The 23007-nt window shown below is 53.5% G+C and carries 21 protein-coding genes and 1 pseudogene; 1 reads left to right on the top strand and 21 read right to left on the bottom strand.

Going from position 1 to position 23007, the window contains the following annotated elements; genetic code table 11:
• Positions 1-35 precede the first annotated feature (35 nt).
• From rsmI to CXIVA_RS13375, 15 genes and pseudogenes are all read right to left on the bottom strand, one after another.
• Positions 36-902, bottom strand: a complete 867-nt coding sequence (gene rsmI / locus CXIVA_RS05880) for a 16S rRNA (cytidine(1402)-2'-O)-methyltransferase (protein ID WP_013977081.1) — start codon at positions 900-902, stop codon at positions 36-38.
• Between the two features lie 67 nt (positions 903-969).
• Entirely contained in the window at positions 970-1716 is a 747-nt protein-coding gene (locus CXIVA_RS05875) for a tRNA1(Val) (adenine(37)-N6)-methyltransferase (RefSeq protein WP_013977080.1), read from the bottom strand.
• Positions 1717-2366: 650 nt separating this feature from the next.
• Positions 2367-3164: pseudogene (locus CXIVA_RS14305) on the bottom strand (stage 0 sporulation family protein); the annotation flags it as partial.
• The gene (locus tag CXIVA_RS05865) at positions 3161-4156 is read right to left on the bottom strand and encodes a DNA polymerase III subunit delta' C-terminal domain-containing protein (protein ID WP_013977078.1); all 996 of its coding nucleotides are present in this window, start codon (positions 4154-4156) and stop codon (positions 3161-3163) included. The gene CXIVA_RS05865 and the pseudogene CXIVA_RS14305, both read right to left, overlap by 4 nt.
• A gap of 2 nt (positions 4157-4158) precedes the next feature.
• Positions 4159-4764, bottom strand: a complete 606-nt coding sequence (locus CXIVA_RS05860) for a guanylate kinase (RefSeq protein WP_013977077.1) — start codon at positions 4762-4764, stop codon at positions 4159-4161.
• A 611-nt stretch (positions 4765-5375) separates the two neighbouring features.
• Positions 5376-6947, bottom strand: coding sequence for an aminotransferase class I/II-fold pyridoxal phosphate-dependent enzyme (locus CXIVA_RS05855; protein WP_013977075.1), 1572 nt, complete (start codon positions 6945-6947; stop codon positions 5376-5378).
• A gap of 226 nt (positions 6948-7173) precedes the next feature.
• Positions 7174-7590 carry a F0F1 ATP synthase subunit epsilon gene (locus tag CXIVA_RS05850; protein ID WP_013977074.1) on the bottom strand — a complete coding sequence of 139 codons (417 nt, stop codon included), beginning with the start codon at positions 7588-7590 and terminating at the stop codon, positions 7174-7176.
• Between the two features lie 17 nt (positions 7591-7607).
• Positions 7608-8996, bottom strand: a complete 1389-nt coding sequence (atpD, locus tag CXIVA_RS05845; RefSeq protein ID WP_013977073.1) for a F0F1 ATP synthase subunit beta — start codon at positions 8994-8996, stop codon at positions 7608-7610.
• 19 nt (positions 8997-9015) lie between these two features.
• Positions 9016-9906, bottom strand: coding sequence for an ATP synthase F1 subunit gamma (gene atpG, locus CXIVA_RS05840; RefSeq protein ID WP_013977072.1), 891 nt, complete (start codon positions 9904-9906; stop codon positions 9016-9018).
• Entirely contained in the window at positions 9906-11414 is a 1509-nt protein-coding gene (gene atpA / locus CXIVA_RS05835) for a F0F1 ATP synthase subunit alpha (RefSeq protein WP_013977071.1), read from the bottom strand. Before atpA ends, atpG begins: the two co-directional genes overlap by 1 nt.
• Positions 11415-11419: 5 nt before the next feature.
• The gene (atpH, locus tag CXIVA_RS05830) at positions 11420-11923 is read right to left on the bottom strand and encodes an ATP synthase F1 subunit delta (RefSeq protein ID WP_041727663.1); all 504 of its coding nucleotides are present in this window, start codon (positions 11921-11923) and stop codon (positions 11420-11422) included.
• Positions 11904-12407 carry a F0F1 ATP synthase subunit B gene (gene atpF / locus CXIVA_RS05825; protein WP_013977069.1) on the bottom strand — a complete coding sequence of 168 codons (504 nt, stop codon included), beginning with the start codon at positions 12405-12407 and terminating at the stop codon, positions 11904-11906. Before atpF ends, atpH begins: the two co-directional genes overlap by 20 nt.
• Positions 12408-12425: 18 nt before the next feature.
• Entirely contained in the window at positions 12426-12644 is a 219-nt protein-coding gene (gene atpE, locus CXIVA_RS05820; protein WP_013977068.1) for an ATP synthase F0 subunit C, read from the bottom strand.
• 138 nt (positions 12645-12782) lie between these two features.
• Positions 12783-13553, bottom strand: coding sequence for a F0F1 ATP synthase subunit A (locus tag CXIVA_RS05815; protein ID WP_013977067.1), 771 nt, complete (start codon positions 13551-13553; stop codon positions 12783-12785).
• A 292-nt stretch (positions 13554-13845) separates the two neighbouring features.
• Positions 13846-15525 (bottom strand): D-alanyl-D-alanine carboxypeptidase family protein, encoded by a 1680-nt coding sequence (locus tag CXIVA_RS13375; RefSeq protein WP_050979221.1) that lies wholly within the window; start codon positions 15523-15525, stop codon positions 13846-13848.
• A 243-nt stretch (positions 15526-15768) separates the two neighbouring features.
• Here CXIVA_RS13375 and trmB point away from each other — a divergent pair, with 243 nt between their 5' ends.
• Positions 15769-16407, top strand: coding sequence for a tRNA (guanosine(46)-N7)-methyltransferase TrmB (gene trmB, locus CXIVA_RS05805; RefSeq protein ID WP_013977065.1), 639 nt, complete (start codon positions 15769-15771; stop codon positions 16405-16407).
• Here trmB and CXIVA_RS05800 read toward each other — a convergent pair.
• The 6 genes from CXIVA_RS05800 to CXIVA_RS05775 form a co-directional block, all read right to left on the bottom strand.
• Positions 16394-16786, bottom strand: coding sequence for a zinc ribbon domain-containing protein (locus CXIVA_RS05800; protein WP_013977064.1), 393 nt, complete (start codon positions 16784-16786; stop codon positions 16394-16396). The two genes, trmB and CXIVA_RS05800, sit on opposite strands and share 14 nt — an antisense overlap.
• 16 nt (positions 16787-16802) lie before the next feature.
• Positions 16803-17855 carry a S66 peptidase family protein gene (locus CXIVA_RS05795; RefSeq protein WP_013977063.1) on the bottom strand — a complete coding sequence of 351 codons (1053 nt, stop codon included), beginning with the start codon at positions 17853-17855 and terminating at the stop codon, positions 16803-16805.
• A 176-nt stretch (positions 17856-18031) separates the two neighbouring features.
• Positions 18032-19942: an ABC transporter ATP-binding protein gene (locus CXIVA_RS05790; protein ID WP_013977061.1), complete on the bottom strand. Its 1911-nt coding sequence runs from the start codon at positions 19940-19942 to the stop codon at positions 18032-18034.
• Positions 19935-21662 (bottom strand): ABC transporter ATP-binding protein, encoded by a 1728-nt coding sequence (locus CXIVA_RS05785; protein ID WP_041728535.1) that lies wholly within the window; start codon positions 21660-21662, stop codon positions 19935-19937. Before CXIVA_RS05785 ends, CXIVA_RS05790 begins: the two co-directional genes overlap by 8 nt.
• A gap of 51 nt (positions 21663-21713) precedes the next feature.
• A complete protein-coding gene (locus CXIVA_RS05780; protein ID WP_013977059.1) occupies positions 21714-22172 on the bottom strand; it encodes a MarR family winged helix-turn-helix transcriptional regulator in 459 nt (152 codons plus the stop codon).
• 285 nt (positions 22173-22457) lie between these two features.
• Positions 22458-23003: a 2-oxoacid:acceptor oxidoreductase family protein gene (locus CXIVA_RS05775; RefSeq protein WP_013977058.1), complete on the bottom strand. Its 546-nt coding sequence runs from the start codon at positions 23001-23003 to the stop codon at positions 22458-22460.
• Positions 23004-23007: the final 4 nt, after the last annotated feature.

Genomic DNA, 23007 nt, shown 5'->3' with positions numbered 1-23007 from the left:
GCATCTGCCGGAACCGGCGGTTCCTCTTTTTTCCCTTAATCCTTTTCTTCTTCCAGAAGCATGCGGTACACGTCCCGCTTGCCGATCCCCCGGTCCCGGGCGACCTGCTTCATGGCTTCTTTCCGGTCGATCCCCCGGGCCGTATAGCGGGCCATATGTTCCGTCAGGGACATCTGCTCCCAGGAGGCCTGCTGTTCCCGGTCCAGCTCCTCCCGGCTGCGCCCCTCCAGCACCAGGACATATTCTCCCCGGGGTTCTTCCTGTTCATAGTACCGGCAGGCAGCTTCCAGTGTCATGGGCAGAATGGTCTCATAGCGCTTCGTCAGTTCCCGGCAGATGGTCAGACGCCGGTCTCCCAGCGTATCCCGCAGCAGGGCCAGCGTTTTTTTCAGATGATGAGGCGCCTCATAGAGAATCGTCGTCCGGGTCTCTGTCTTCAGTTCTTCCAGGATTCTGGCCCGCTGCCTTTTGTCAGAGGGCAGAAAAGCCTCAAAGGCAAATCTTCGGGTCGGCAGACCCGATTCGGAGAGTGCGGTCACACAGGCGGCGGCTCCCGGCAGGGAGGTTACTTCTATGCCCCGTTCCATGCAGATCCGCACCAGATCTTCTCCGGGATCGGAAATTCCAGGCGTTCCCGCGTCTGTGATCAATGCCACATTCTGCCCGTTTTCCATACGCCGGGCCAGATCATAGGCCTTTTCGATCCGGTTGTATTCATGATAGCTGGTCATCGGCGTATGAATGTCAAAATGATTCAGCAGATGGATGGAATTGCGGGTATCTTCCGCCGCGATCAGATCCACTTCCTTCAGCGTGCGCAGCACGCGCAGCGTAATGTCCTCCAGATTGCCGATGGGCGTCGCGCAAAGATACAGTTTTCCTTTATTTTTATTTTCTGCCATAATTCCGCTCCTTTTTGCGTCTGCCGCGTGTTCCTGTGCCGGAGATCCGGCGGATTCCGGCGAATGCCTAATAGCCATAGACGGTCAGCAGTTCTTCCGTATATTTTCCCGGTTCCCGGTAAATCACCAGCGGTTTTTCCACCGTCAGCCGGGGCCGTCCGCCCCGGAACCCCTCCAGCAGTACCATATTGGGCTCCTTGTCCGCAAAGGGATGCACCATCTTCATACGCTTCGGTTCTATGCCATACTGCCGCATCAGCGCAAAGATATCGACCAGCCGGAACGGGCGGTGCACCAGATAAAAACGGCCCTGGGGGCGCAGCAGCCGGGCGCTCTCCCGGATCAGGTCCTCCAGTGTGCAGAGCACCTCATGCCGGGCGATACTTTTGGCGCTTTCCGCGTTCTGCAGTCCGTGCTGCGCGATCATATAGGGCGGATTGGAAGTAACCACGTCAAAAGAGGATGCTCCGAAACGGTTCGAAGCATCCCTGATATCTCCTGTCACAATATGGATTCTGTCCTGCAGGTGATTCAGTTCTACACTGCGGCGGGCCATATCCGCGCTCTCCGGCTGAATCTCCAGGCCGGTAAAATCCTCTCCTTCTGTCTTTGCTTCCAGAAGAATGGGAATAATCCCTGTACCGGTGCCCAGATCAATGGCCCGCTCCCCTTCTTTTACCTGTGCGTAACCGGAAAGCAGTACGGCATCCATGCCAAAGCAGAAACGGCTGGGATCCTGTATGATCTGATAGCCGTTTCTCTGCAGGTCATCGATGCGTTCTCCGGGCTTGAGTGCCACCTTCTTCTCATCCATTATTCCGATTCCCGATTGCTTTCTTTCTGCTGGGTTTTTTCCCCATCTCTATTCTGCTCTCTGCCACCGGTATGGCCGGTGCTCCGATTGCCTGGCCTGCGTGTCCTGTTTTTGGGACGCTGCGGCCCGCCGGAACCGTTCTTTCCGTTCTTTCCGCCGGATCGTTCTCTTTCACCGGAATTTCCCCGGCTACTGTGCTCCCTGCGCTCTTTATTTCTGTCTCTGTCCCGGGTTTCCCTGAAATTCCGGTCTTTTTCACGGTTTCGGTCTTTGCTGCCGGGTCCTGCGGCATTTTGCTCTTTTTCATAATTCCGGTCTCTTCCGCCGGGTCCTGCGGTATTCCGCTCTTTTTCATAATTCCGGTCTCTTCCGCCGGAGGAAGCCGGCCGGCGCCCTTTGCCTCCCCGGTGCCCCTGTTCTCTGCCTTCCCCGGATCCGTTTTTCCGATCTCTGCCGGATTCTTTGCCGTAAGCAGCTCCTTTTCCGCTGTGGCCGTGTCCGCCGCTGTGGCTTCTGGATCTTCCTGCTTCCTGCGGGTTTTCCTGTCTGTCTGCCCGGCCGCTCCGGCCGGATGCCTTTCCGTCTGTATGAATCAGCTCTCTGCCGCCGGATCTGCTGTCTTCTTCCGTATTTCCATTCTGTGCTTTCCGCAGGTCTTCCACCGCGTACTCGCGGATTTCACGCTCGTCGCCCTGTTCAATCAGCACTTTTACTGTCTGACGCAGTACATTGACATTGTGGACGGTTCCTGTCAGCCCTTCCGGTGTACGCACGCTGGATCCATTTTTCGGCAGATCCCTGTTCAGGTGCTTGTAGGTGTCTGCCTCATTGTTCAGGCAGCACATCAGTCTTCCGCAGACTCCGCTGATTTTGGCCGGATTCAGCGACAGATTCTGCTCTTTGGCCATTTTAATGGATACCGGGGCAAAATCCGACAGGAACGTATGGCAGCACAGCTCCCTGCCGCAGATTCCCAGACCGCCGAGAATCTTGGTCTCATCCCGTACGCCTACCTGGCGCAGTTCGATTCTGGTGTGAAATACACTGGCCAGATCCTTGACCAGATTGCGGAAATCCACTCGGCCGTCTGCAGTAAAATAAAACAGCAGCTTATTGTTGTCGAATGTATACTCTGATTTGATCAGTTTCATTTCCAGATTATGGGCCCGGATCTTTTCCTTGCAGATCAGATAAGCCTCCCGCTCCCGGAACCGATTGTCTTTTTCGTGGTCTTCATCCGCCGGCGTGGCTACCCGGATCACATCTTTCAGCGGCTGAACCACTTCTTCCTCCGGAATTTCCTTCGGTCCGATAATTACCGTTCCGTATTCCACGCCCCGTGCGGTCTCCACAATCACATGGGTTCCCCGGGACATCTCCAAATCCTTCGGGCTGAAATAGTAAATCTTTCCGGCCATCCGGAACCGAACTCCTACGATTTGCGTCATTTTATATTCTCCTTAATCGTCATTAACATTAATTCCAGCACCAGCTCTTTTTTCACATTTGCGTGGATCCGGCGCCGTGCAGTGTCCACTGCCTCCAGTATGATCTCCAGCCCCCGGTAGGAAACCCGCCCGGACTGACGGATGATTTCTGCCTGCTGATCCCGGAAAATCAGATTTTCGGTATCCCCCGACGCCTTATCATACAGGACGTCCCGATACCACATCTGCAGCAGATCCAGGTACTCACCGACCTCCTCGGTCAGTCCGCACAGTTCCTCCACCAGTTCCGCCAGTTCATAGTCCGGTGTATCCGCCAGGCGGCGGACCTGCCGAAGGGTCAGGTCCTTCAGTTCCCGAAACCGCTCCGAGCCGGCCAGAGCGATGGCTTTTCCCACATTTCCCTGGGCAAATCCCGCGCAGATCTCCGCTTCATAATCCGGAATCTGATACCTGCGCATCAGCAGCTGACGGATCTGTTCGGAGGGTACCGCTTTTAAACTCAGCGTCACACAGCGGGAACGGATGGTCTGCAGAAAACCGGCGCTGTTGTTGGTCAGCAGCAGAATCACCGCATAGGCCGGCGGTTCTTCCAGCGTTTTCAGGAGGGCATTCTGTGCCTGCACATTCATCTTCTCCGCTTCATCCACGATATAAATCTTGTATCTGCTGCTGTACGGGCGGATGGAAATATCTCCGTTTAACTGTTCCCGCACATCATTGACGGAAATTGTATTCGGCTTTTCGTGGGTCACATAGATGATATCCGGCTGGTTGTGTCCCAGTGCCTGATGACAGGAGCGGCATGTCATACACGCTTCCCCGGTGCCTGCTTCGCACTGAAGCGCCATGGCAAAGGCCTCTGCCAGCATCTTTTTTCCTGACCGGTCCGGTCCGTCAAAGATATAGGCATGGGACACCTGACCGGTGGTCACGGCTTTCTGTAAATGGGCGATGATTTTTTCATGTCCGGTAATTTCAGCAAATCCCGCCATCTCTATGACTCCTCTGTCTGTGCCAGCACACGTTCCATATATTCCTGAAGCGACGCGGCCGTACGTTCCAGCTCAAGATTTTCAAAGGTTTTCCGGATTCCGGCCTCTGCCAGTTTTTCTTCGGAAAAATCTTCCTGATCCGCCAGAAATCTTCTGCACATCTCCTCATACTTCGGTTCCCGCTGCCTGCGTTCCCGGTCCAGGGCCCGCTGCAGGCGCGCCCCGTCCTCCACGAAAATATACAGCGGAATCACTGCCCGGGCGCCGAAATACTCCCGGAACCGCAGGTAGGATTCCAGAGTTCCGATCAGCAGGTAGCTGTTGTTCTTCAGATTGATCTGGCCGTCATCTGCCGTAAAATAACTCCATGGGCCGTGCACCGTCTGGTAGGTGCGCAGTTCAATAATCCGGCCGGCCTGCCGCATGGCTTCCGCTTCCTCCGCGGAGCAGAAATGGTATGTCTCTCCCGGTATTTCGCCGGAGCGGATCGGACGGGTGGTATATGGGACAACGGCCTGCAGTCCCAGACAGTTTCTTTTCAGAAGCTGTTCATAAATTGTGTCTTTTCCTGAGGCACTTTTGCCCATCAAAACGAAAAGCTTTCCCATGGCTGCTCCGCTTCCTTGTTTTTTTCTTCGCTCCCTCCTCATAGGAGGGGCGCGTCTTCGTTCCGTTCCTATACTGTTTACTCAGATTGCTCCATGCTTCGCATTCCCGCAATCTGACCTCCTATTCGGATTCCGCGGGGCCCCTGCCCCGCTCCTTCCTCATTGGAGGGGCGCGTCTTCGCTCCGTTCCTATACTGTTTACTCAGATTGCTCCATGCTTCGCATTCCCGCAATCTGACCTCCTATTCGGATTCCGCGGGGCCCCTGCCCCGCTCCTTCCTCATTGGAGGGGCGCGTCTTCGCTCCGTTCCTATACTGTTTACTCAGATTGCTCCATGCTTCGCATTCCCGCAATCTGACCTCCTATTCGGATTCCGCGGGGCCCCTGCCCCGCTCCTTCCTCATTGGAGGGGCGCGTCTTCGCTCCGTTCCTATACTGTTTACTCAGATTGCTCCATGCTTCGCATTCCCGCAATCTGACCTCCTATTCGGATTCCGCGGGGCCCCTGCCCCGCTCCTTCCTCATTGGAGGGGCGCGTCATGTCATCGGTATGCCGCATTCATGCAAGCATGATGTGGCATACCGATAACATGACGCTGTAAACAGTATATTACAAAACCCGTATCTTGAAAACTTTTTTCTCTCCCCCTAACACCTCTACCGACAGTCCCCCATGCCTGCAAAACCGTATCACACGCGCCATTTCCTCACTGATTTCCTCCCCCGGCACCAGCAGCGGAATCCCCGGCGGATACAGATATACGAACTCCCCGCATATCTTTCCCGCCGCTTCTTCCAGCGGCGCTTCCGTCTGCGGCGCATCCAGGGCCTCCGCCAGTTCCCGTACTTTCCGGTTCCGCAGGTAAATCTCCCGATCTGTCAGAATCGGCAGCTCCTCCCTGCCCGCACTGGTTTTGCCCATTTTCCCGGATAAAAGCATCTGGTCCAGTTCCCGCAGCGCCGCTTCCAGCCGGCAAAACCCTTCTTCCGTATCCATCAGACTGGTCAGAGCCGTAACATAATGGCCGGAGGCCATTTCCATCTGCAGGTGTTTTTCCCGCAGCAGCCACTGATGCAGCTCCTGCCCGGCCATGCCGCCCGCTCTGGCTGAAATCAGGATTTTGGAAGGGTCCCGGTCAAAGATTCCAGCTGCCAGTCCCGCCGCAGGCTCCCCGTTGGAGCTTTTCCGCCCGGCAGATGTCTGTGAGGCATTTCCCCGGTTTGGGATATCTGCACTCGATTTCTGTATCCGGTCATATTCCGGACAGAAGACTTCCACTTTCTGCAGGTTCCGGGTATTCCGGTAAAACTGACGCAGCCGCTGCTCATACACGCAGAACCGCTCCTGCCCCTGTTTACGCAGAATCCGCGTGCAGCGGTCCATTCCCGCCATAAACACATAGGAAGGAGAACTGGTCTGATAGATTCCCAGATACTGCCGGAGCTTTGTGTCATTTACCAGAGGCGCGTCCGCCGTATGCAGCACGGCGGTCTGTGTCAAAGACGGCAATGTCTTATGCAGACTTTCCACCACATAATCCGCACCCAGTGCAATTGCCTTTTCCGGAAAAAATCCACTGCCTCCGTCCAGGCCGAAATGTGCCCCATGGGCTTCATCCACCACCAGCGGAACGCCGTGACTGTGGCAGATCTTTGCCAAAGCAGCGATATCCGACACCACACCGTCATAAGTCGGCGACGTGATCAGTACTGCCTGAAAGGGCTCCTCCCCATCATTCTGCTCCGCTTCTGTCAGTGCCCGTTCCAGCTCTTCCGGCGCAATGCTTCCCTGTATGCCCCAGTCCGTGACTTCCGGATACAGATAGGACAGCCGCAGTTCCCGCAGATAGGCCCCATGATATACCGCTTTGTGGCAGTTCCTGCCGATCAGAAGGCGTCCGCCCTTTTCACAGACCGTACTGACAGCAGCCAGAAGCCCTGCCGTACTGCCGTTTACCAGAAAATAACTGCGGAAGGCTCCCATTTGCTCCGCCATGCGCTGCTGTGCCTCTTTCAGTACTCCCTCCGCATGATGCAGGTCGTCAAATCCGTCTATTTCCGTAATATCCACTGCTTCCGGCGGCCAGTCGCCCAATAGCTGCCGCTTGTGTCCCGGCATATGGAACGGATAAATGTCCGTATTGCCATAAGCCAGCAGTTTTTCATCCAGATAATCTGTCATACTGTTCCCCGTCTTTCTATCTTTTCCGCGCGTATCTTCCTCTGCAGGTTTGTCGTTTTTTGTTTCGCGGATCGTATACTGATTATTATAAGGAAGAGTTCTTTCCACTTCAACTCCCGGAAAATCAGGCGCACAAAAAACACAGGTGTCCCGGGACACCTGTGTTTTCAGAAGCGCACGGTTCTGTTTCTGTCATCTGTCAAAACCTCCGGCTTCCGTCTGTATCTTATTTTTTATATTTGCTGGCCTCTTTCAGACGAGCCATCGCCCGTGACAGCGCCGCCTTGGACTGCTCATGCTCGATGATGCTCTGTTTTAACCGCATCCGCTCCTGTGCCCGTTCCTTGGCTTCCTGTGCCCGTCGGATATCAATCTCTTCCGGCAGCTCAATGGTGTCCACCAGCAGTTCCCCCCGGTTCTCACCGCGGTGAAATGCCATCATCCCGTTGCCGCATACCGCATCGATCTTCTTGCCTGCAGCATCTGTGATTTCCACATTGCCGGGGGAGACTGCCACCAGGCACTCCTCGTGGGATGCCAGAATCTGATATCCTCCGTCCGATGCCGGCACATTTACTGACTGGGCCTCATCGTCAAAAAACACTTTATTATAGGCCACCACACGCAAATGAAATGTGCTCATCTCTCAGCTCTCCTTCACTAGCGAATCGTTTTTGCTTTCTCTACGACATCATCAATCGTTCCCACATTGAAGAAGGCCTGCTCCGGATACTCATCCATCTCGCCGTTTACGATCATCTCAAATCCGCGGATCGTCTCAGACAGAGGCACATAGACACCGGGGATTCCGGTGAACTGCTCTGCCACATGGAACGGCTGGGACAGGAATCGCTGGATCTTACGCGCACGGTATACCGTGGTCTTATCTTCTTCTGACAGCTCATCCATACCCAGGATCGCGATAATATCCTGCAGTTCCGTATAGCTCTGAAGGATTTCCTGCACTTTCCGCGCGATGCTGTAATGTTTTTCTCCGACCACATCCGGCTCCAGAATCCGGGAACTGGAATCCAGCGGATCCACGGCCGGATAAATACCCTGTTCCACGATCTTACGGGATAATACCGTAGTCGCGTCCAGATGGGCAAATGTAGTGGCCGGCGCCGGGTCTGTCAGGTCATCGGCAGGCACATAGATGGCCTGCACAGAAGTAACCGATCCTTCCTTCGTGGAAGCGATCCGCTCCTGCAGTTCACCCAGCTCATTGGCCAGCGTAGGCTGATACCCCACGGCGGAAGGCATACGACCCAGCAGCGCGGACACCTCGGAACCTGCCTGCACGAATCGGAAAATATTGTCGATAAACAGAAGCACATCCTGATGCTCCTTGTCACGGAAGTACTCCGCCATGGTCAGCCCGGTTTCCGCCACACGCATACGCGCTCCCGGCGGCTCATTCATCTGACCGAAGACCAGGGCGGTCTTTTTAATAACTCCGGATTCCGTCATCTCATTCCACAGATCATTTCCCTCTCTGGAACGCTCACCGACACCGGTAAAAATGGAATATCCGCCATGCTCTGTGGCGATATTCTGGATCAGCTCCTGAATCAGTACCGTTTTGCCGACACCGGCGCCGCCGAACAGACCGATCTTTCCGCCCTTTGCATAAGGCGCCAGCAGATCGATGACTTTGATTCCAGTCTCCAGTACTTCCACCACCGGGCTCTGATCTTCAAATGTGGGCGGATTTCTGTGAATCACCCAGTGTTCTTCGGATTCCACCGGACCTTTTTTGTCAATGGCTTCGCCCAGCACATTAAACAAACGTCCCAGGGTAGCCTCTCCCACCGGTACGGTAATGCCCGCGCCTGTAGCCCGGACTTCCATGCCTCTGTGAAGGCCCTCGCTGGCCGCCAGCAGAATGCAGCGCACGGTATCGTTGCCGATGTGTTCCGCTACTTCCATAACGCAGCGGACTCCGTTGTTGTCCACTTCAAGGGCGTCTTTCATGTCAGGCAGGTTATGGTCGGAAAATTCTACGTCTACTACAGGTCCCATGACCTGTACGATTTTTCCTGTATTCATTCGATTTCGACCTTTCTTGCTATCGTTTCTTGCCTTTCTGCGCCTTGGCTCCGGCGATCACCTCGGTAATCTCCTGGGTGATGGCGGCCTGGCGCACACGGTTGTATTCAATGCCCAGATCATGCATCATCTGCTTGGCATTGTCTGTCGCGTTCTGCATGGACATCATACGGGAATTCTGTTCACTGGCAAAAGACTCCACCAGCGCGCCGTAGATGTAGCCGGACACAACGCTCGGAACCATGTGATCCAGCAGCTCCCGCAGCGACGGGGTAAATGTCACAATATCGTGATAGGTCTCATGGTTCACGTTCTTTTCCAGAAAACTCTCTTTTTCCAGCGGAAGCAGGCAGAACTTCCTGGGTTCCATGGAAAAGGAATTCTTCATATAGGTATAGATAATATAGATTTCATCCAGTTCGTCCTGCAGATAAAGATCCACCAGGTATTCCTGAATCTGTCTGGCTCTGTGCAGGGTCGGACTGTCTACTGTATAGTGAAAATTCTCTTCGATCGGGATTCCCCGCTGGGTAAAATACTGCCGTCCCAGTTCGCCCATGACAAACAGCCGGTTGTTCTCCGACTCTGCCATGGCTTCTTCTGCCAGTTTCAGCACGTTGTGGGTATAGGCGCCTGCCATGCCTTTATCCGCTGTAACAACGAAAAATCCCCGTTTTTTCTCTTCTTCCGGTATTTCTTCCTTGCCGAAAAACCGGCTGGTCAGATCATCCAGGGTTTCCACCATTTTCGCCACAGCCATCTGCTGCTCTTCAAAAAACGGCAGGGCTTCCTCCAGTGTTTTCCTGGCTTTCTGCATTTTGGACGAAGAGATCATGTACATGGCGTTGGTGATCTTCATCGTGTCCTGGATGCTGCTGATCCGGTTCTGTATTGCTTTTGCGTTTGGCATTATTTACTCCTGGCTTTAAATTCTTTCGCCACTTCCAGGATCCGCTCGGTAAGCTCGTTGGTCAGCGCTTTTGTCTGTGACAGCTCAATCGCGATCTCCGGATGCGCGTCTGCAAAATACTGAAGCATGGCCGTCTGTGTCTTTTTAATATCTTTTTCCTCCACATCCAGGAATGCCTTATGGGTAGCTGTTACCAGGGTAATTACCTGGTCTGCCATAGACAGCGGGCTTCCCAGCGGCTGCTTGAGCATTTCCATCAGTCCTTTGCCGTATTTCAGCTGCTCTTTGGTGCTGTCGTCCAGATCCGACGCGAACTGGGTAAACACTTCCATCTCCCGGTACTGCGCCAGATCGATACGGATGCTGCCGGCAGCCTTCTTCATTGCCCTGGTCTGCGCGTCACCGCCTACACGGGACACGGACAGACCCACGTTTACCGCCGGGCGCTGGCCTGCGTTAAACAGATTGCTCTCCAGGAAAATCTGTCCGTCGGTGATGGAGATGACGTTTGTGGGGATATACGCAGATACATCGCCCGCCTGGGTCTCGATAATCGGCAGCGCGGTAATGGATCCGCCGCCCAGTTCATCAGACAGACGGCTGGACCGCTCCAGCAGTCTGGAATGCAGATAGAAGACGTCGCCCGGATATGCCTCACGGCCCGGGGAACGCTCCAGCAGCAGGGACAGGGCACGGTAAGCCACCGCGTGCTTGGACAGGTCATCGTATACAATCAGTACATCTTTGCCCTGATACATAAAGTATTCCGCCAGCGCGGTTCCCGCATATGGCGCAATGTACTGCAGCGGCGCCACATCACTGGCAGTAGCCGCTACGATCGTTGTATAATCCATGGCATCGTGCTTTTTCAGCAGGGATACCACTTTGGCAATCGTGGATGCTTTCTGGCCGATAGCCACATAAATACAGATACAGTCCTTTCCCTTCTGGTTAATGATGGTATCTGTGGCTATGGATGTTTTTCCGGTCTGGCGGTCTCCGATAATCAGCTCCCTCTGGCCGCGGCCGATGGGGAACATGGAGTCAATTGCCAGGATACCGGTCTCCAGCGGTTCACTGACGGATTTTCTTTCAATAATTCCCGGTGCGGGATTTTCTATCATGCGATAGTCCTCCTCCGGGATCGCGCCGGCTCCGTCAATCGGCGCGCCTAACGCATTGATGACTCTTCCGATAAATTTCTCGCCTACCGGAATGCCTGCTTTCTTTCTGGTACGGGTCACTTTGGTACCTTCCCGTACACCTGTGTCATGGTCAAACAGGATAACGCCGGTTTCATTGCGGCGAATGTCCTGTACCATTCCTTTGACTCCGTTTTCGAACACTACAATCTCGCCATACATCACCTGATCCATGCCGTAGACTGTGGCAATCCCGTCGCCGACGGAAATGACCCGTCCGACTTCGCGGTTTTCCACGCTGAAGTCAAAATTTTCTATCTCTTCTTTCAGGATGGAGATAATATCCTGCGAACTGATCGCACCCATCCGGTTTACCTCCTGCTTAATTCGTTTGTCAGATTGTTCAGACGTCCGCGCAGACTCCAGTCATACTCCTGGCCTTCGGCTTCCAGTACAAATCCGCCGATCAGATCCCGGTTCTGCACCTGTCTGAGTTCCACCTGTTCCGCCTGATACTGACGCTTCAGGAATGCCTCGATTCCTGCCAGCTGTTTTTCGTCCGGCGGCGTCACATAATAAATCGTGGCTTTCAGCACCCTTCTGTGTGCATCCAGATACTGCTGATACGCCTCCGTGATGCCATCCAGCTCCTGGATTTCCGACTGACGGCAGAGAAGCTTGATAAAGTTTCTCGTCTGTTCCGGAAACAGCCGGTCAATAACGGCGTATTTTTCTTCAATATATATCTCCGGGTCAGCCAGCGCCTGCATCAGTTTCGGTTCGGTATGCACCAGCTCCGCTGCTTCCCGCAGCGCTTCCATGGGCATCTGAACCTCCCACAGGACGCGGGCGTACTTACTTGCTGTTAGCGTCATGTGTGTCTCCTGCCTTTGTCAGAAACTGGTTGTACAGATCGGAATCTGTCTCCTGATTGGATGCGCTGCTGATAATTTTGGCAGCCGCAGCCATGGCCAGGCCGGTAATCTCAGCCTGGGCGTCTCTCCTGGCTTTCTCCCGTTCCGCCGCAATCGTCTCGTTTGCCTTGCGCAGGATATCACCGGAAGCGGCCTCTGCCTCGCGGATCTTTTTCTGGTAAAGATTCTCGCCGCGTACCTTGGCGTCTTCGATGATCCGCATGCTCTCATCATGGGCACCCTGCAGGGAGGCTTCATACTGTTCCTTCCGTTTGTCAGCTTCCAGATTTTTCTTTTTCGCATCTTCAAACTGGCTGTTCAGCAGCTGTTTGCGTTTGTCCATAACTGCTTTGACCCGTTTGTAGAAGAGTTTCCGGAAAAAGACGTACAGGACGATCAGATTGACGATAACCCAGATAATGCTTACAACATTAATGGATAACATTTGATCGCGTCCTTTCGATTATGCAGTAAACAGGATCAGAAGCGCTACAACCAGACCGTAGATCGCGGTGGACTCTGCCAGCGCGCATCCCAGGATCAGGGTGGACTGAATCTTGCTTGCTACTTCCGGCTGTCTCGCGATGGCATCCACTGCGGATCCTGTTGCGTTGCCGATACCTAAACCTGCTCCGACGCAGGCGATTGCTGCAATACCTGCTCCAATTGCTGTTACACTCATTTTAATTTCTCCTTTGCTTCCCGGCATTGCCGGCTGTTGTTTTTCCGGCAGTCGGACTGGCTGTCTGACTGTCTGTGATCTATTGTTTTTCGGATATCCCAAGATATCCCTGGTTTTCAGATGGAATCCCGTGCTGCCTCAGGCCCGGGCCGGCTGCGTTTTTTTCGCCTGCAGCTTCTTTTTGATCCGTTCCCGCGGCGGCTGCGCGTCTTCTCCTGCCGTAGCTTCCTGGATATACAAAGCGGTCAGGAATGTAAATACAAAGGCCTGCAGAAGACCGTCGAAAATATCAAAATACAGACTGGCAAAAGCCGGCACCACTGCCGGAACCGCGTATTTAATCAGTTCCATAATGGCAAATCCGCCAAGCATATTGCCCATCAGTCGCATACACAGGGAAAACGGCTTGATCAGAATTTCCAGGAAATTCAGCGGCGTCACCAGGGCGATGGGCTCGGTAAAGCTCTTCAGCCACCCTTTTCCTCCTTTTGCGCGAATTCCCGCGTACTCCACAAGAATAATGGATATTCCCGCCAGTGTAGCTGTCACACTCAGATCTTTCGTCGGCGGTTTGAATCCCAGGAGCGGAAACAGGTCCGACACGCCGATAAATGTCATCAGACACATAAAATACGGGATGTACGCCTTTCCGTTCTCGCCAACCAGCCGATAGAAAAAGTGGTAAATCTTGGTAAACACCAGTTCCAGCGCCAGCTGCTTTCTGGAAGGATTCTCCACACTCAGATTACGAGTCATCAGAAGTGCCGCTGCCATGATCACGCCCATCACAATCCACATGACCACGATGGATTCCGCGATCTTGATGCCGCCGAAAATCGGGATGGTGAATGCTGTGTTGACATGGATCGCATCGACAATCCTGCTCGATAGTTCGCTCGTATGAATCATCTCCTTTCTGAATTCTCTCGAGCAAAATTATACAAATTATGTATTATGTATTTGTATATTTTATATATTTTTACTCGATGCATGTATTTTACTCCTTTGTAACGAATTGTCAATTGTATTATTTTTCACCTGACCTCCTTTTTGTATGAATTTTTATTCAAAAAAGGAGAACCGTATCCCCCTTCTGTTTCCAGAGGATAACCGTTCTCCTTTGAACGCTGCATATTCTTTTTTTCAGACAACTCCCATCGTCTGTGACGCCTTTGCCGGCTTTCCTTCTCTGCCGCCGGCGCTACCAGCGCGGATGGTCTTCATACCGTCTTTTTCCCCGTCTTGCGGCGGAGCGCTTCCGTCTGCCCCTGCTGCGGGATTCGTGCCGTGTTTCCTGTGCTCCTCCGAACCGGCGTCTGCCTCTGCCGGCGTTCTTCTTTCTGCGTCGCAGTGTCCGGATGCGGACCACCAGGATAATCAGCAGCAGAATCACGGCTGCCCCGGCGATTCCTGCCACACGGAATCCCATCGGCACTCTGTCCCATGCATTCCGTATCTGCCGGATCAGACTGCTGAGCCGGCTGCCGGATTCCGTTTTGCTTCCCGCTGAAGCGGAACGGCCGGATCCTGCATTGGTCTGCGTAAGCTTCACGGCTGCCGTACCCACGGTGCGGCCGGCATAGGTATAGGTCAATGTGCCGGCCGGCGCGGAATCGTTGCCGTTGTAGTCCAGTTTTGCCTTGCAGTCTTTCAGACTCACGCCCGCCGGAAGAATCACAGAAGCAGCCGGATCGATACTGGCGGCAGTCACTGTCTCTCCGCCCTTGTTCATCTCCAGGGAAAGATCCTCTTTCAGCACATCCGGTGTATAGGTGCTCTCCGTTTTGGCAATGTTCACCATATGGTACTTGTGGAAACAGTACTCCAGCAGTGTCTTTGTTTCGGTATACTGCCGGTCCGCGCTGGTTTTTAATACGACACAGACGTAGGTTTTCCCGTCTTTTTCCGCGTAAGTCACCAGTGTATTCCACGCAGCCACCGTATAACCGGTCTTTCCGCCTGTTGCCGCGTCATACAGGTAACGGTTGGTGCGGTTGCTGCAGATCATTTTATGATGATTGTAGCAGGTCAGCGCTTCCTTGTGCTTGTTTGTTTTCGGAATCTTGTAGCTGGTGGTGCTGACCAGCTTGCGGACCGTGGGATTGCTGTATGCTTTTGCCGCGATCAGGGCCATGTCGCGGGCTGTGGTGTAGTGATTCACATCCGGCAGCCCGTTGCAGTTGGTGAAATGACTGCCGGTACAACCCAGCGCTTTGGCGGTTTCATTCATTTTGTCAATGAATGTCTGGTAGCCGCCTCCCATGTCTTCTCCGACCTTCTCCGCAATGGCATAGGCGCATTCATTGGCGGATTCCAGCATCATGGCATACAGACACTGCTCCAGGGTCAGTGTTTCCCCCACGTCCCTGGCGATGCCGGAGCCTTCTGTCTTGTAGACCGAGTCCTTGGAAAACTGCACGGTTTCCTTCAGACTCTTACAATTTGTCACAGCCACGTAAGCAGTCAGGATCTTGGTAATGCTTGCAGGATATCTTCTGGTGTTTCTGTTTTTGCTGTACAGAAAGGTGCCGGTATTAAGATCCATCACCACCGCGCTTTTGGCATACAGTTTGGACGCGTCCACGCCGGCAGCCGGCCAGCCGGTCGGCCGGGAAGTGTCCCGGGCGATCCGGTTCAGCTGCTCATCCGTGTAAATATTCTGCTTCTTTTTCTGGCCCGCGGTGCTTCCGGACGCAGCTGCCGGGGTCTGGCCATTGGTTACGGCTTGTGCCGGCAGCGCGCACATGCTGCTGACTGCGATCACTGCAGCCGCAGCCATCGCCGCCCATCTGGTCATTTTTTTCCACATAATCTCTCCATGAATCCGCAGATGCGCTGCAGCGGTCAGCCCTGTCCGCAGGCAGCTTATCTGTACTTTCATCTCTGAATTGTCTGCTGTTCTTTTACATATACTTTCTAAGTATACCTTTTCGCCTGCGTTTCGTCAAAATGTTTTCAATATTTATACAATAATGCAGATTCCGCTGTTCCTGCGCCCCAACCTCTGTTAAAATAAGCAAAGCCGCAGAATCCTGCGGTTTTGCGAATCCCCGGCAGGCCGTTCTTCCAGAAGCCGCTTCCCGCCGGACCGAATAACTATTGATCTGATATACAGGAGGACTTTATGCGATTAAGAAATATTCCCGGCGCGGCAGAAGCTGTCGCCGCCCATCCGGCATGCGTCACTGCAGATGAAACCCTGGCCGGCCGCTGGCAGGAACTCTTCGGAAACTCCCGTCCCATCCGCATGGAAATCGGCATGGGCAAAGGCCGCTTCCTGATGACACTGGCAGAACAGAATCCCGCCGTCAACTACATCGGCGTCGAGCGCTACTGCAGCGTCCTTTACCGGGCGATCCAGAAATACGATGAAAATCCCCTTCCGAACCTGCGTTTTCTGTGCATAGACGCCGCTGCTGTTGATACGCTTTTTGCTCCCGGGGAAATTGACCGGATTTATCTGAATTTTTCCGATCCCTGGCCCAAAGACCGGCACGCCAAGCGCCGCCTGACCTCTCAGGCATTTCTGGCCCGTTATGACCGGATCCTGAAACCGGAAGGCACCATTGAGTTCAAAACGGACAACCAGGACCTCTTCTCCTGGTCCCTGGAACAGATCGAGCCGGCCGGCTGGCGGTTAGACGCGGTCACCCGGGACCTGCATCAGGATCCTGTTCTGAATGAGGGGAATATTATGACCGAATATGAGCAGAAATTCTCCGCCGCGGGCAATCCCATCTGCAAAATGATTATCTCCCGCTGAGGCGGCTTCCGCATTTCGGGCAGTAGTCATAGTCTTCCCCGGTCTGAAACCCGCAGTACGGGCACACTTTCATCTGCCCCCAGGCAGACCTTTCTCCGCCGGACTGCACCAGCGTAAGATCCCTGTCCTGTATCGTCACATCTTCCCCCCGGGCAATCCGGCGCCCCACTTCCCGATCCAGTTCATAGATCGTCCCGCAGCAGCTCATCTGCACATAATAATGGCGGTTCCAGCGAAAACAGGGCAGGAAAAACAGGGACAGCACCATGTATGTCATAAATACCTGGCAGCGTCCCCAGCTGCCGCACTGGCCGCACTGCATATTCTGATAAAAATCAAAATCCTTTCTTCCCGGTGTAATTCCCATTAAGAAAAACATAACCGCCTCCGTTTTTTTATGGTCTCAGTTCCATATCCAGTGTAAATTCGTTCCCGTCCAGCGTCGCTGTGGCATAGCTGCCCAGAACCAGCGGCATCATCGGCGGGATGTGGCCGATATCCAGATCCATGATCACCGGAATCCCGTATTTTGCCAGAAGATCGGTGACCGCATGATACTGATCCAGGCCGAAATCCACCGTTTTGTGATGATAGGGCCGACCCACCAGTACGCCGCGGGCATAACGGAACCATCCCGCTGCGTCCATCTGCCAGATGGCCCGCCGGATGGACATCATATTCAGGTCACAGGCTTCCAGGAACCAGAGAATCCCGTCCTCCCGGTACCGCTCCATATAGGCACTGACCTTATCATACCGGGTGCCGATCAGATTCACCAGGATATCCAGGCAGCCTCCCAGCAGACGGCCGGAACACACCGCCTGCTGTCCCGGATAGCCGATCCGTCTGCAGGGCTCTGTGACATGATAGGGTTCCAGCGGATGTTCCTCGTCCTTCCGGGATTCTGTTTCATACTTCTCATACCCATGCATGGTGATGATCTGTTTTCCATCCTGTATCCGGACCGCGGCTCCTGTCAGCACATCCGCGGCGTCCTGCAGCGCCGGATGCCAGGGCTCCATGCCGAAAGCCGGCGCGCAGGGGCCATAGACCGCTGCGGTATCGCACAGGGTCGCCAGCAGAAAGGTCAGGTTGGTGTTGTCCGAATATCCCATAAACCACTTGGGATCCGCGCCCCGCAGCCGGTCAAAATCCACATAATCCAGATCCTCGCACATCAGTTCCCCGCCGCCGCAGGAAATCAGCACATCCGATTCCGGGGAAGTGTAACATTCATTGATTTCCCGTCCGCAGCGCTCCGGCGTGCTGCTGATTCCGATGCCGGTTCCCTCATAGACATTGGGGCCCAGCTGATACTGAAACCCCAGCCGGTTCCATGTTTTCAGACTGTTGGCAAAGGCACTCCGGTACGGTTCTATATTACAGCCAAATGACGGCGCGATAAAGCCAATAGTTCCATTCTTCGGTAAAAAATGCGGATACTTCATTCCAGCTCCCTTCTCATGTATGTCCCGGTCCCTTCCTTCTGAAGAACCGGTCTCTTAGAATCTGTTTCTTTATACAGCACCAAAAGTCCTTCCCTTGGCATGCAGGAACTGCAGCCGGGAAAGACTTCCGGATTCATGCGGCGGCTCCCTTGCGGGAATTTCCGCCTGTCATTCAGTTATTCCAATTCAAAAGCTCCTGTGTAGAGCTGATAATACGTACCCCGTTTTTCGATCAGACGCTGATGATCGCCGCGTTCAATGATTTCGCCGTGATCCAGCACCATAATCACATCGGAGTTTTTGACTGTGGAAAGCCGGTGCGCGATGACAAATACCGTTCTTCCCTTCATCAGCGCGTCCATACCGCGCTGTACAATGGCCTCGGTACGGGTATCGATGGAAGAGGTTGCCTCATCCAGAATCATAACCGGCGGATCCGCCACTGCCGCCCGGGCAATCGAGATCAGCTGGCGCTGGCCCTGGGACAGGCCGCCGCCGTCGCCGGACAGCATCGTCTGGTAGCCATGGGGCAGCATCTGAATAAATTCATGGGCATTGGCCAGTTTTGCCGCCTGGATGCATTCCTCATCCGTGGCATCCAGCCGCCCGTAACGGATATTATCCATCACTGTGCCGGTAAACAGGTTGACCTCCTGCAGCACCACGCCCAGTGACCGGCGCAGGTCATATTTCCGGATCCGTCCGATATCAATGCCATCATATTTAATGCTTCCGGAATCAATATCATAGAAACGGTTGATCAGGTTGGTAATCGTCGTCTTGCCGGCTCCGGTCGCGCCTACGAAGGCGATTTTCTGGCCCGGCTCCGCGTAAAGGTTAATATGTTTCAGAATCGGCTTGCCCGGAACATAAGAGAAGTTCACGTCTTCAAACTTAACGTCGCCCTTCATCTCCACTTCCTCAAAGGTGCCGTCCTCCTGCGGAATCTTCCATACCCAGTGGCCGGTCCGTTCCGTACAGTCCTCAAAAGTGCCGTCTTCTTTGACCCGGACGCGCTGAAGTGTGATATCGCCGCCTTTGGACTCCGGCTTCTCATCCAGCAGCTCGAAGATACGCTCCGCGCCTGCCAGTGCCATTACCACAAAGTTCAGCTGCTGGGATACCTGTGCCAGCGGGTTGACAAAGCCTCTGGACAGCTGCAGGAAGGACGCAATCATACCAAGGGTCAGTACGCCGACGCCCCGCAGGGAGATATTCACCGCGCCGTTAATAGCCAGAACACCGCCGACGATCGCCACTGCCACATACAGCAGATAGCCCAGGTTGTTCATCATCGGCATCAGGATATTGGCAAAGGCATTCGCCCGGGAGGCGTTTCTGCGCAGCTCCCCGTTTTTCACATCAAACGCTGCCTTATTGCGTTCTTCGTAGCAGAAGACTTTTACCACTTTCTGCCCGTTGATCATCTCTTCAATGTATCCGTTCACATCCCCCAGGGAATTCTGCTGCTTCATAAAGTATTTTCCGCTGGCCCCCGCCACTTTCCGGATCAGGAAAAAGATCAGGAAACAGAAGCCGATGACCACCAGCGTGGTCCAGAAACTGATCAGCAGCATGGAGACAAAGACCGCCACCACGGTAATGGCAGAAGACATCATCTGGGGAATACTCTGGGACAGCATCTGCCGCAGAGTATCGGTATCATTGGTATAGTGGCTCATAACATCCCCGTGGGTATGTGTGTCAAAATATCCGATGGGCAGTTCCTGCATATGCCGGAACATATCATCCCGGATCTTCTTCTGCACGCCCTGGGAAATCACAATCATCAGCCGGTTGTACATATAGGAGGCAAAAATTCCCACCGCAAATACGATAATCACCTGTGTGATAAACCGCTGCAGTCCGCCGAAATCGGCTGCCTTGCCACCCAGCATCGGCGTGATGTAATCATCAATCAGTGTCTGGATAAAGAAGCTGGCATATGCCGTAACCACAGAACTGATAATAACGAAGGCCACCACCAGGATAAATCGGAATTTATACTCTTTAATATAGGAAAGAAGACGCCGGATCACGGCCTTCGGATCTTTGGTTCTTCCTGCTTTTCCTCTCATCTTAGGCATCTTCCTCACCTCCGTTCTGCTGTGATTCATATACTTCCCGATAGATCTCGCTGGTATTCAGCAGTTCCTCATGGGTACCTGCCGCGCTGATCCGTCCGCTGTCCATGACAAGGATCCGATCCGCGTCCTGCACAGAGGAAATACGCTGAGCAATGATAATCTTGGTCGTCTCCGGAATCTCTTCCAGGAAGGCCTGACGGATCAATGCATCGGTCTTTGTGTCCACCGCGCTGGTGGAATCGTCCAGAATCAGGATTTTCGGTTTTTTCAGCAGGGCACGGGCAATGCACAGACGCTGTTTCTGACCGCCGGATACATTGGTGCCGCCCTGTTCAATATAAGTGTCATACTTATCCGGAAATCCCTGAATAAAGTCATCCGCCTGTGCCAGCCGGCAGACATGGAGGATTTCTTCATCCGTGGCGTCTTCCTTGCCCCAGCGCAGGTTTTCCTTAATCGTGCCGGAAAACAGGACATTCTTCTGCAGCACCATAGCCACCTGATTCCGCAGAGTCTCCAAATCATATTCCCGGACATCATGTCCGCCGACTTCCAGGTTTCCTTCCGACACATCATACAGACGGGGAATCAGCTGCACCAGACTGGACTTGGCCGATCCGGTTCCGCCGATAATACCGATGGTTTCCCCGGAGCGGATATGAAAATCGATATCTGTCAGCACATCTTTTTCCGCGTCCTCGGAATACTTGAAGTTCACATGATTAAAATCAATGGATCCGTCCGGCACTTCCATCAGCGGATGCTCGCCGTTGCGGATATCACTTTCCTCTGTCAGGATTTCGGCAATACGTTCACCGGAAGCCTGCGCCATAATCAGCATGACGAATACCATGGAAATCATGATCAGGCTCATGAGGATCTGCATCGCGTAAGTGAAAAAGCTCATCAGTTCTCCGGTGGTCAGCTCCGTGCCGCCGGAAGAAACAATGATCCTGGCGCCCAGCCAGGCAATGCCGATCATGCAGAAGAATACGGCTGACATCATGACCGGAAAGTTAATGGCAATGGTCTTCTCTGCTTTGGTGAAGTTTTTGTAAAGATTTTCGGATACCTTACCGAATTTTTCATTTTCATGGGCTTCCCGGCGGAAAGATTTTACCACGCGGATGCCGTACAGATTCTCCTGAACCACCTCGTTCAGGCGGTCGTAAATCTTGAATACGATTTCAAAGATCGGATGCACCTTCAAAATCAGGAAGATCAGAGCCGCAAAAAGGATCGGTATTACAACCACAAAGATCATGGACAGATGCGCGTTGATCCGGAAGCAGAGCACCAGCGCGGAGATCAGCATCACCGGGCAGCGTGCCAGGGTACGGATGGACATCTGGTACGCGTTCTGCACATTGGTTACGTCCGTTGTCAGACGGGTTACAATACTGGATGTGGAAAACCGGTCGATATTGGAAAAAGAAAAGGTCTGCACCCGGTAAAACATGTCTTTTCGCAGATTCTGCGCAAATCCTGTGGATGCCACCGCCGCCTGCTGCCCGGAAATGCAGCCGAAAGCCAGCGAAACGACCGACAGCACCAGCAGGAGAATTCCGTCACGGACCACCACATCCAGCTTTCCCGCTGTGATTCCCTGATCGATCAGCATCGCCATAATAAAGGGAATCAGCACTTCCATCGCCACTTCCCCGATGACCAGCACCGGCGCCAGTATGCTGGAGAGCTTAAACTCCCGAAGAGACTTCATCAAAATTCTGATGTTTTTCACTGTATCTGTTTCCTCCTTCGTTTCATCTGTCTATTTCTTCAGATTGCTTTCCATCCGCATCAGGAAGGACAGCATCTGCTTCTTTTCTTTTTCCGTAAATCCGTCTGTCACCACATTTTCCATGCGTTCAAAGTCCCGTATCATCTTGTGATACAATTCCCGGGATCGATCCGTCAACACCAGCTTCTTGAACCTGGCGTCACCCGGCACGCTCTCCCGGCAGATCATATTATTCTGCTCCATACGGTGAATCAGCTTAGAAGCCGCCGATCGGGAGATTCCCAGCATTTCTTCGAAATCTCTCTGGTAGACATCCCGGTCGCTGTTTTCCGCGATATAGCAGATAATCCAGCCCTTGGTACCGGTCATGGCATCCGCTTCCTGGATACTGGGCTGATGCTCCAGATATCTGTGGATCAGCTTACCGATCACCTGGATATGGGGGATTATTTTCCCATCCTGTAAAAAAGATTTTCCGGTATCTGTCATGCATGCGCTCCTTTTATCATTCTGTCCGGACAGTTTCCCGAGACAACTGTACCCCAGTTCAACTATTGCTCGCTTCAACTGTTGAATATGTCAACTGTTGATATTGTCAACGTTTGACAGTTTATACCTGCTGCCGCGATCTGTCAAGTGTTTTTCTGAACTATCCGCAGAAGCGCAGAAAACGGGCAGAACCGGCACAGAGTTCTCCCCTGTATCGATTCTGCCCGTTTCGGGACTCCTTCACCGAATTCCCACGTTTTTATCGGAGCCTTCCGCTCGTTTCCCTTATTTCTGAGAACGGCCGATTTCAAGTCCCTTTTCAAAGGCCTCTTTGTTTAGCGGCAGAAGCTTCGCCTTCTTTGCCAGTTTATGCTCGATGGTGCCCCATACCACTTCCGGAGATACTACTTCGGTATAACCGACATAAACACCCAGCATGATTACGTTTAACACCTTGGCATTGCCCATCTCCAGCGCCAGTTCCGTAACCGGAGCCTTGACAATCTTGATGTCCGGGCGGTCCGTCGGCTCATCGACGATAGAGCTGTTGATAAACAGGGTGCCGCCCTGTTTTAAGGTAGGCAGGAATTTTGCCAGGGACGGACCGTTCATAACGATCAGGTCATCCATCACATCGCCCAGCGGCGCTCCTACCATATCATCGGATATTACTACAAAGCAGTTGGCTGTGCCGCCCCGCTGCTCTGCGCCGTATGACGGGAAAAATGTCACGTTTTTATCTGTTGAATCACAGGTGGCAGACGCAAGGAATTTGCCAAGCGTCATAACGCCCTGTCCGCCGAATCCGGCAACGCATAAATTTGTTTCCATACTG

Origin of the sequence: Clostridium sp. SY8519 (assembly GCF_000270305.1) — a bacterium.
GTDB lineage: Bacteria > Bacillota > Clostridia > Lachnospirales > Lachnospiraceae > SY8519.
Note: the sequence above shows the minus strand (reverse complement) of the source record. Positions and strands in the feature narration are given on the sequence as shown.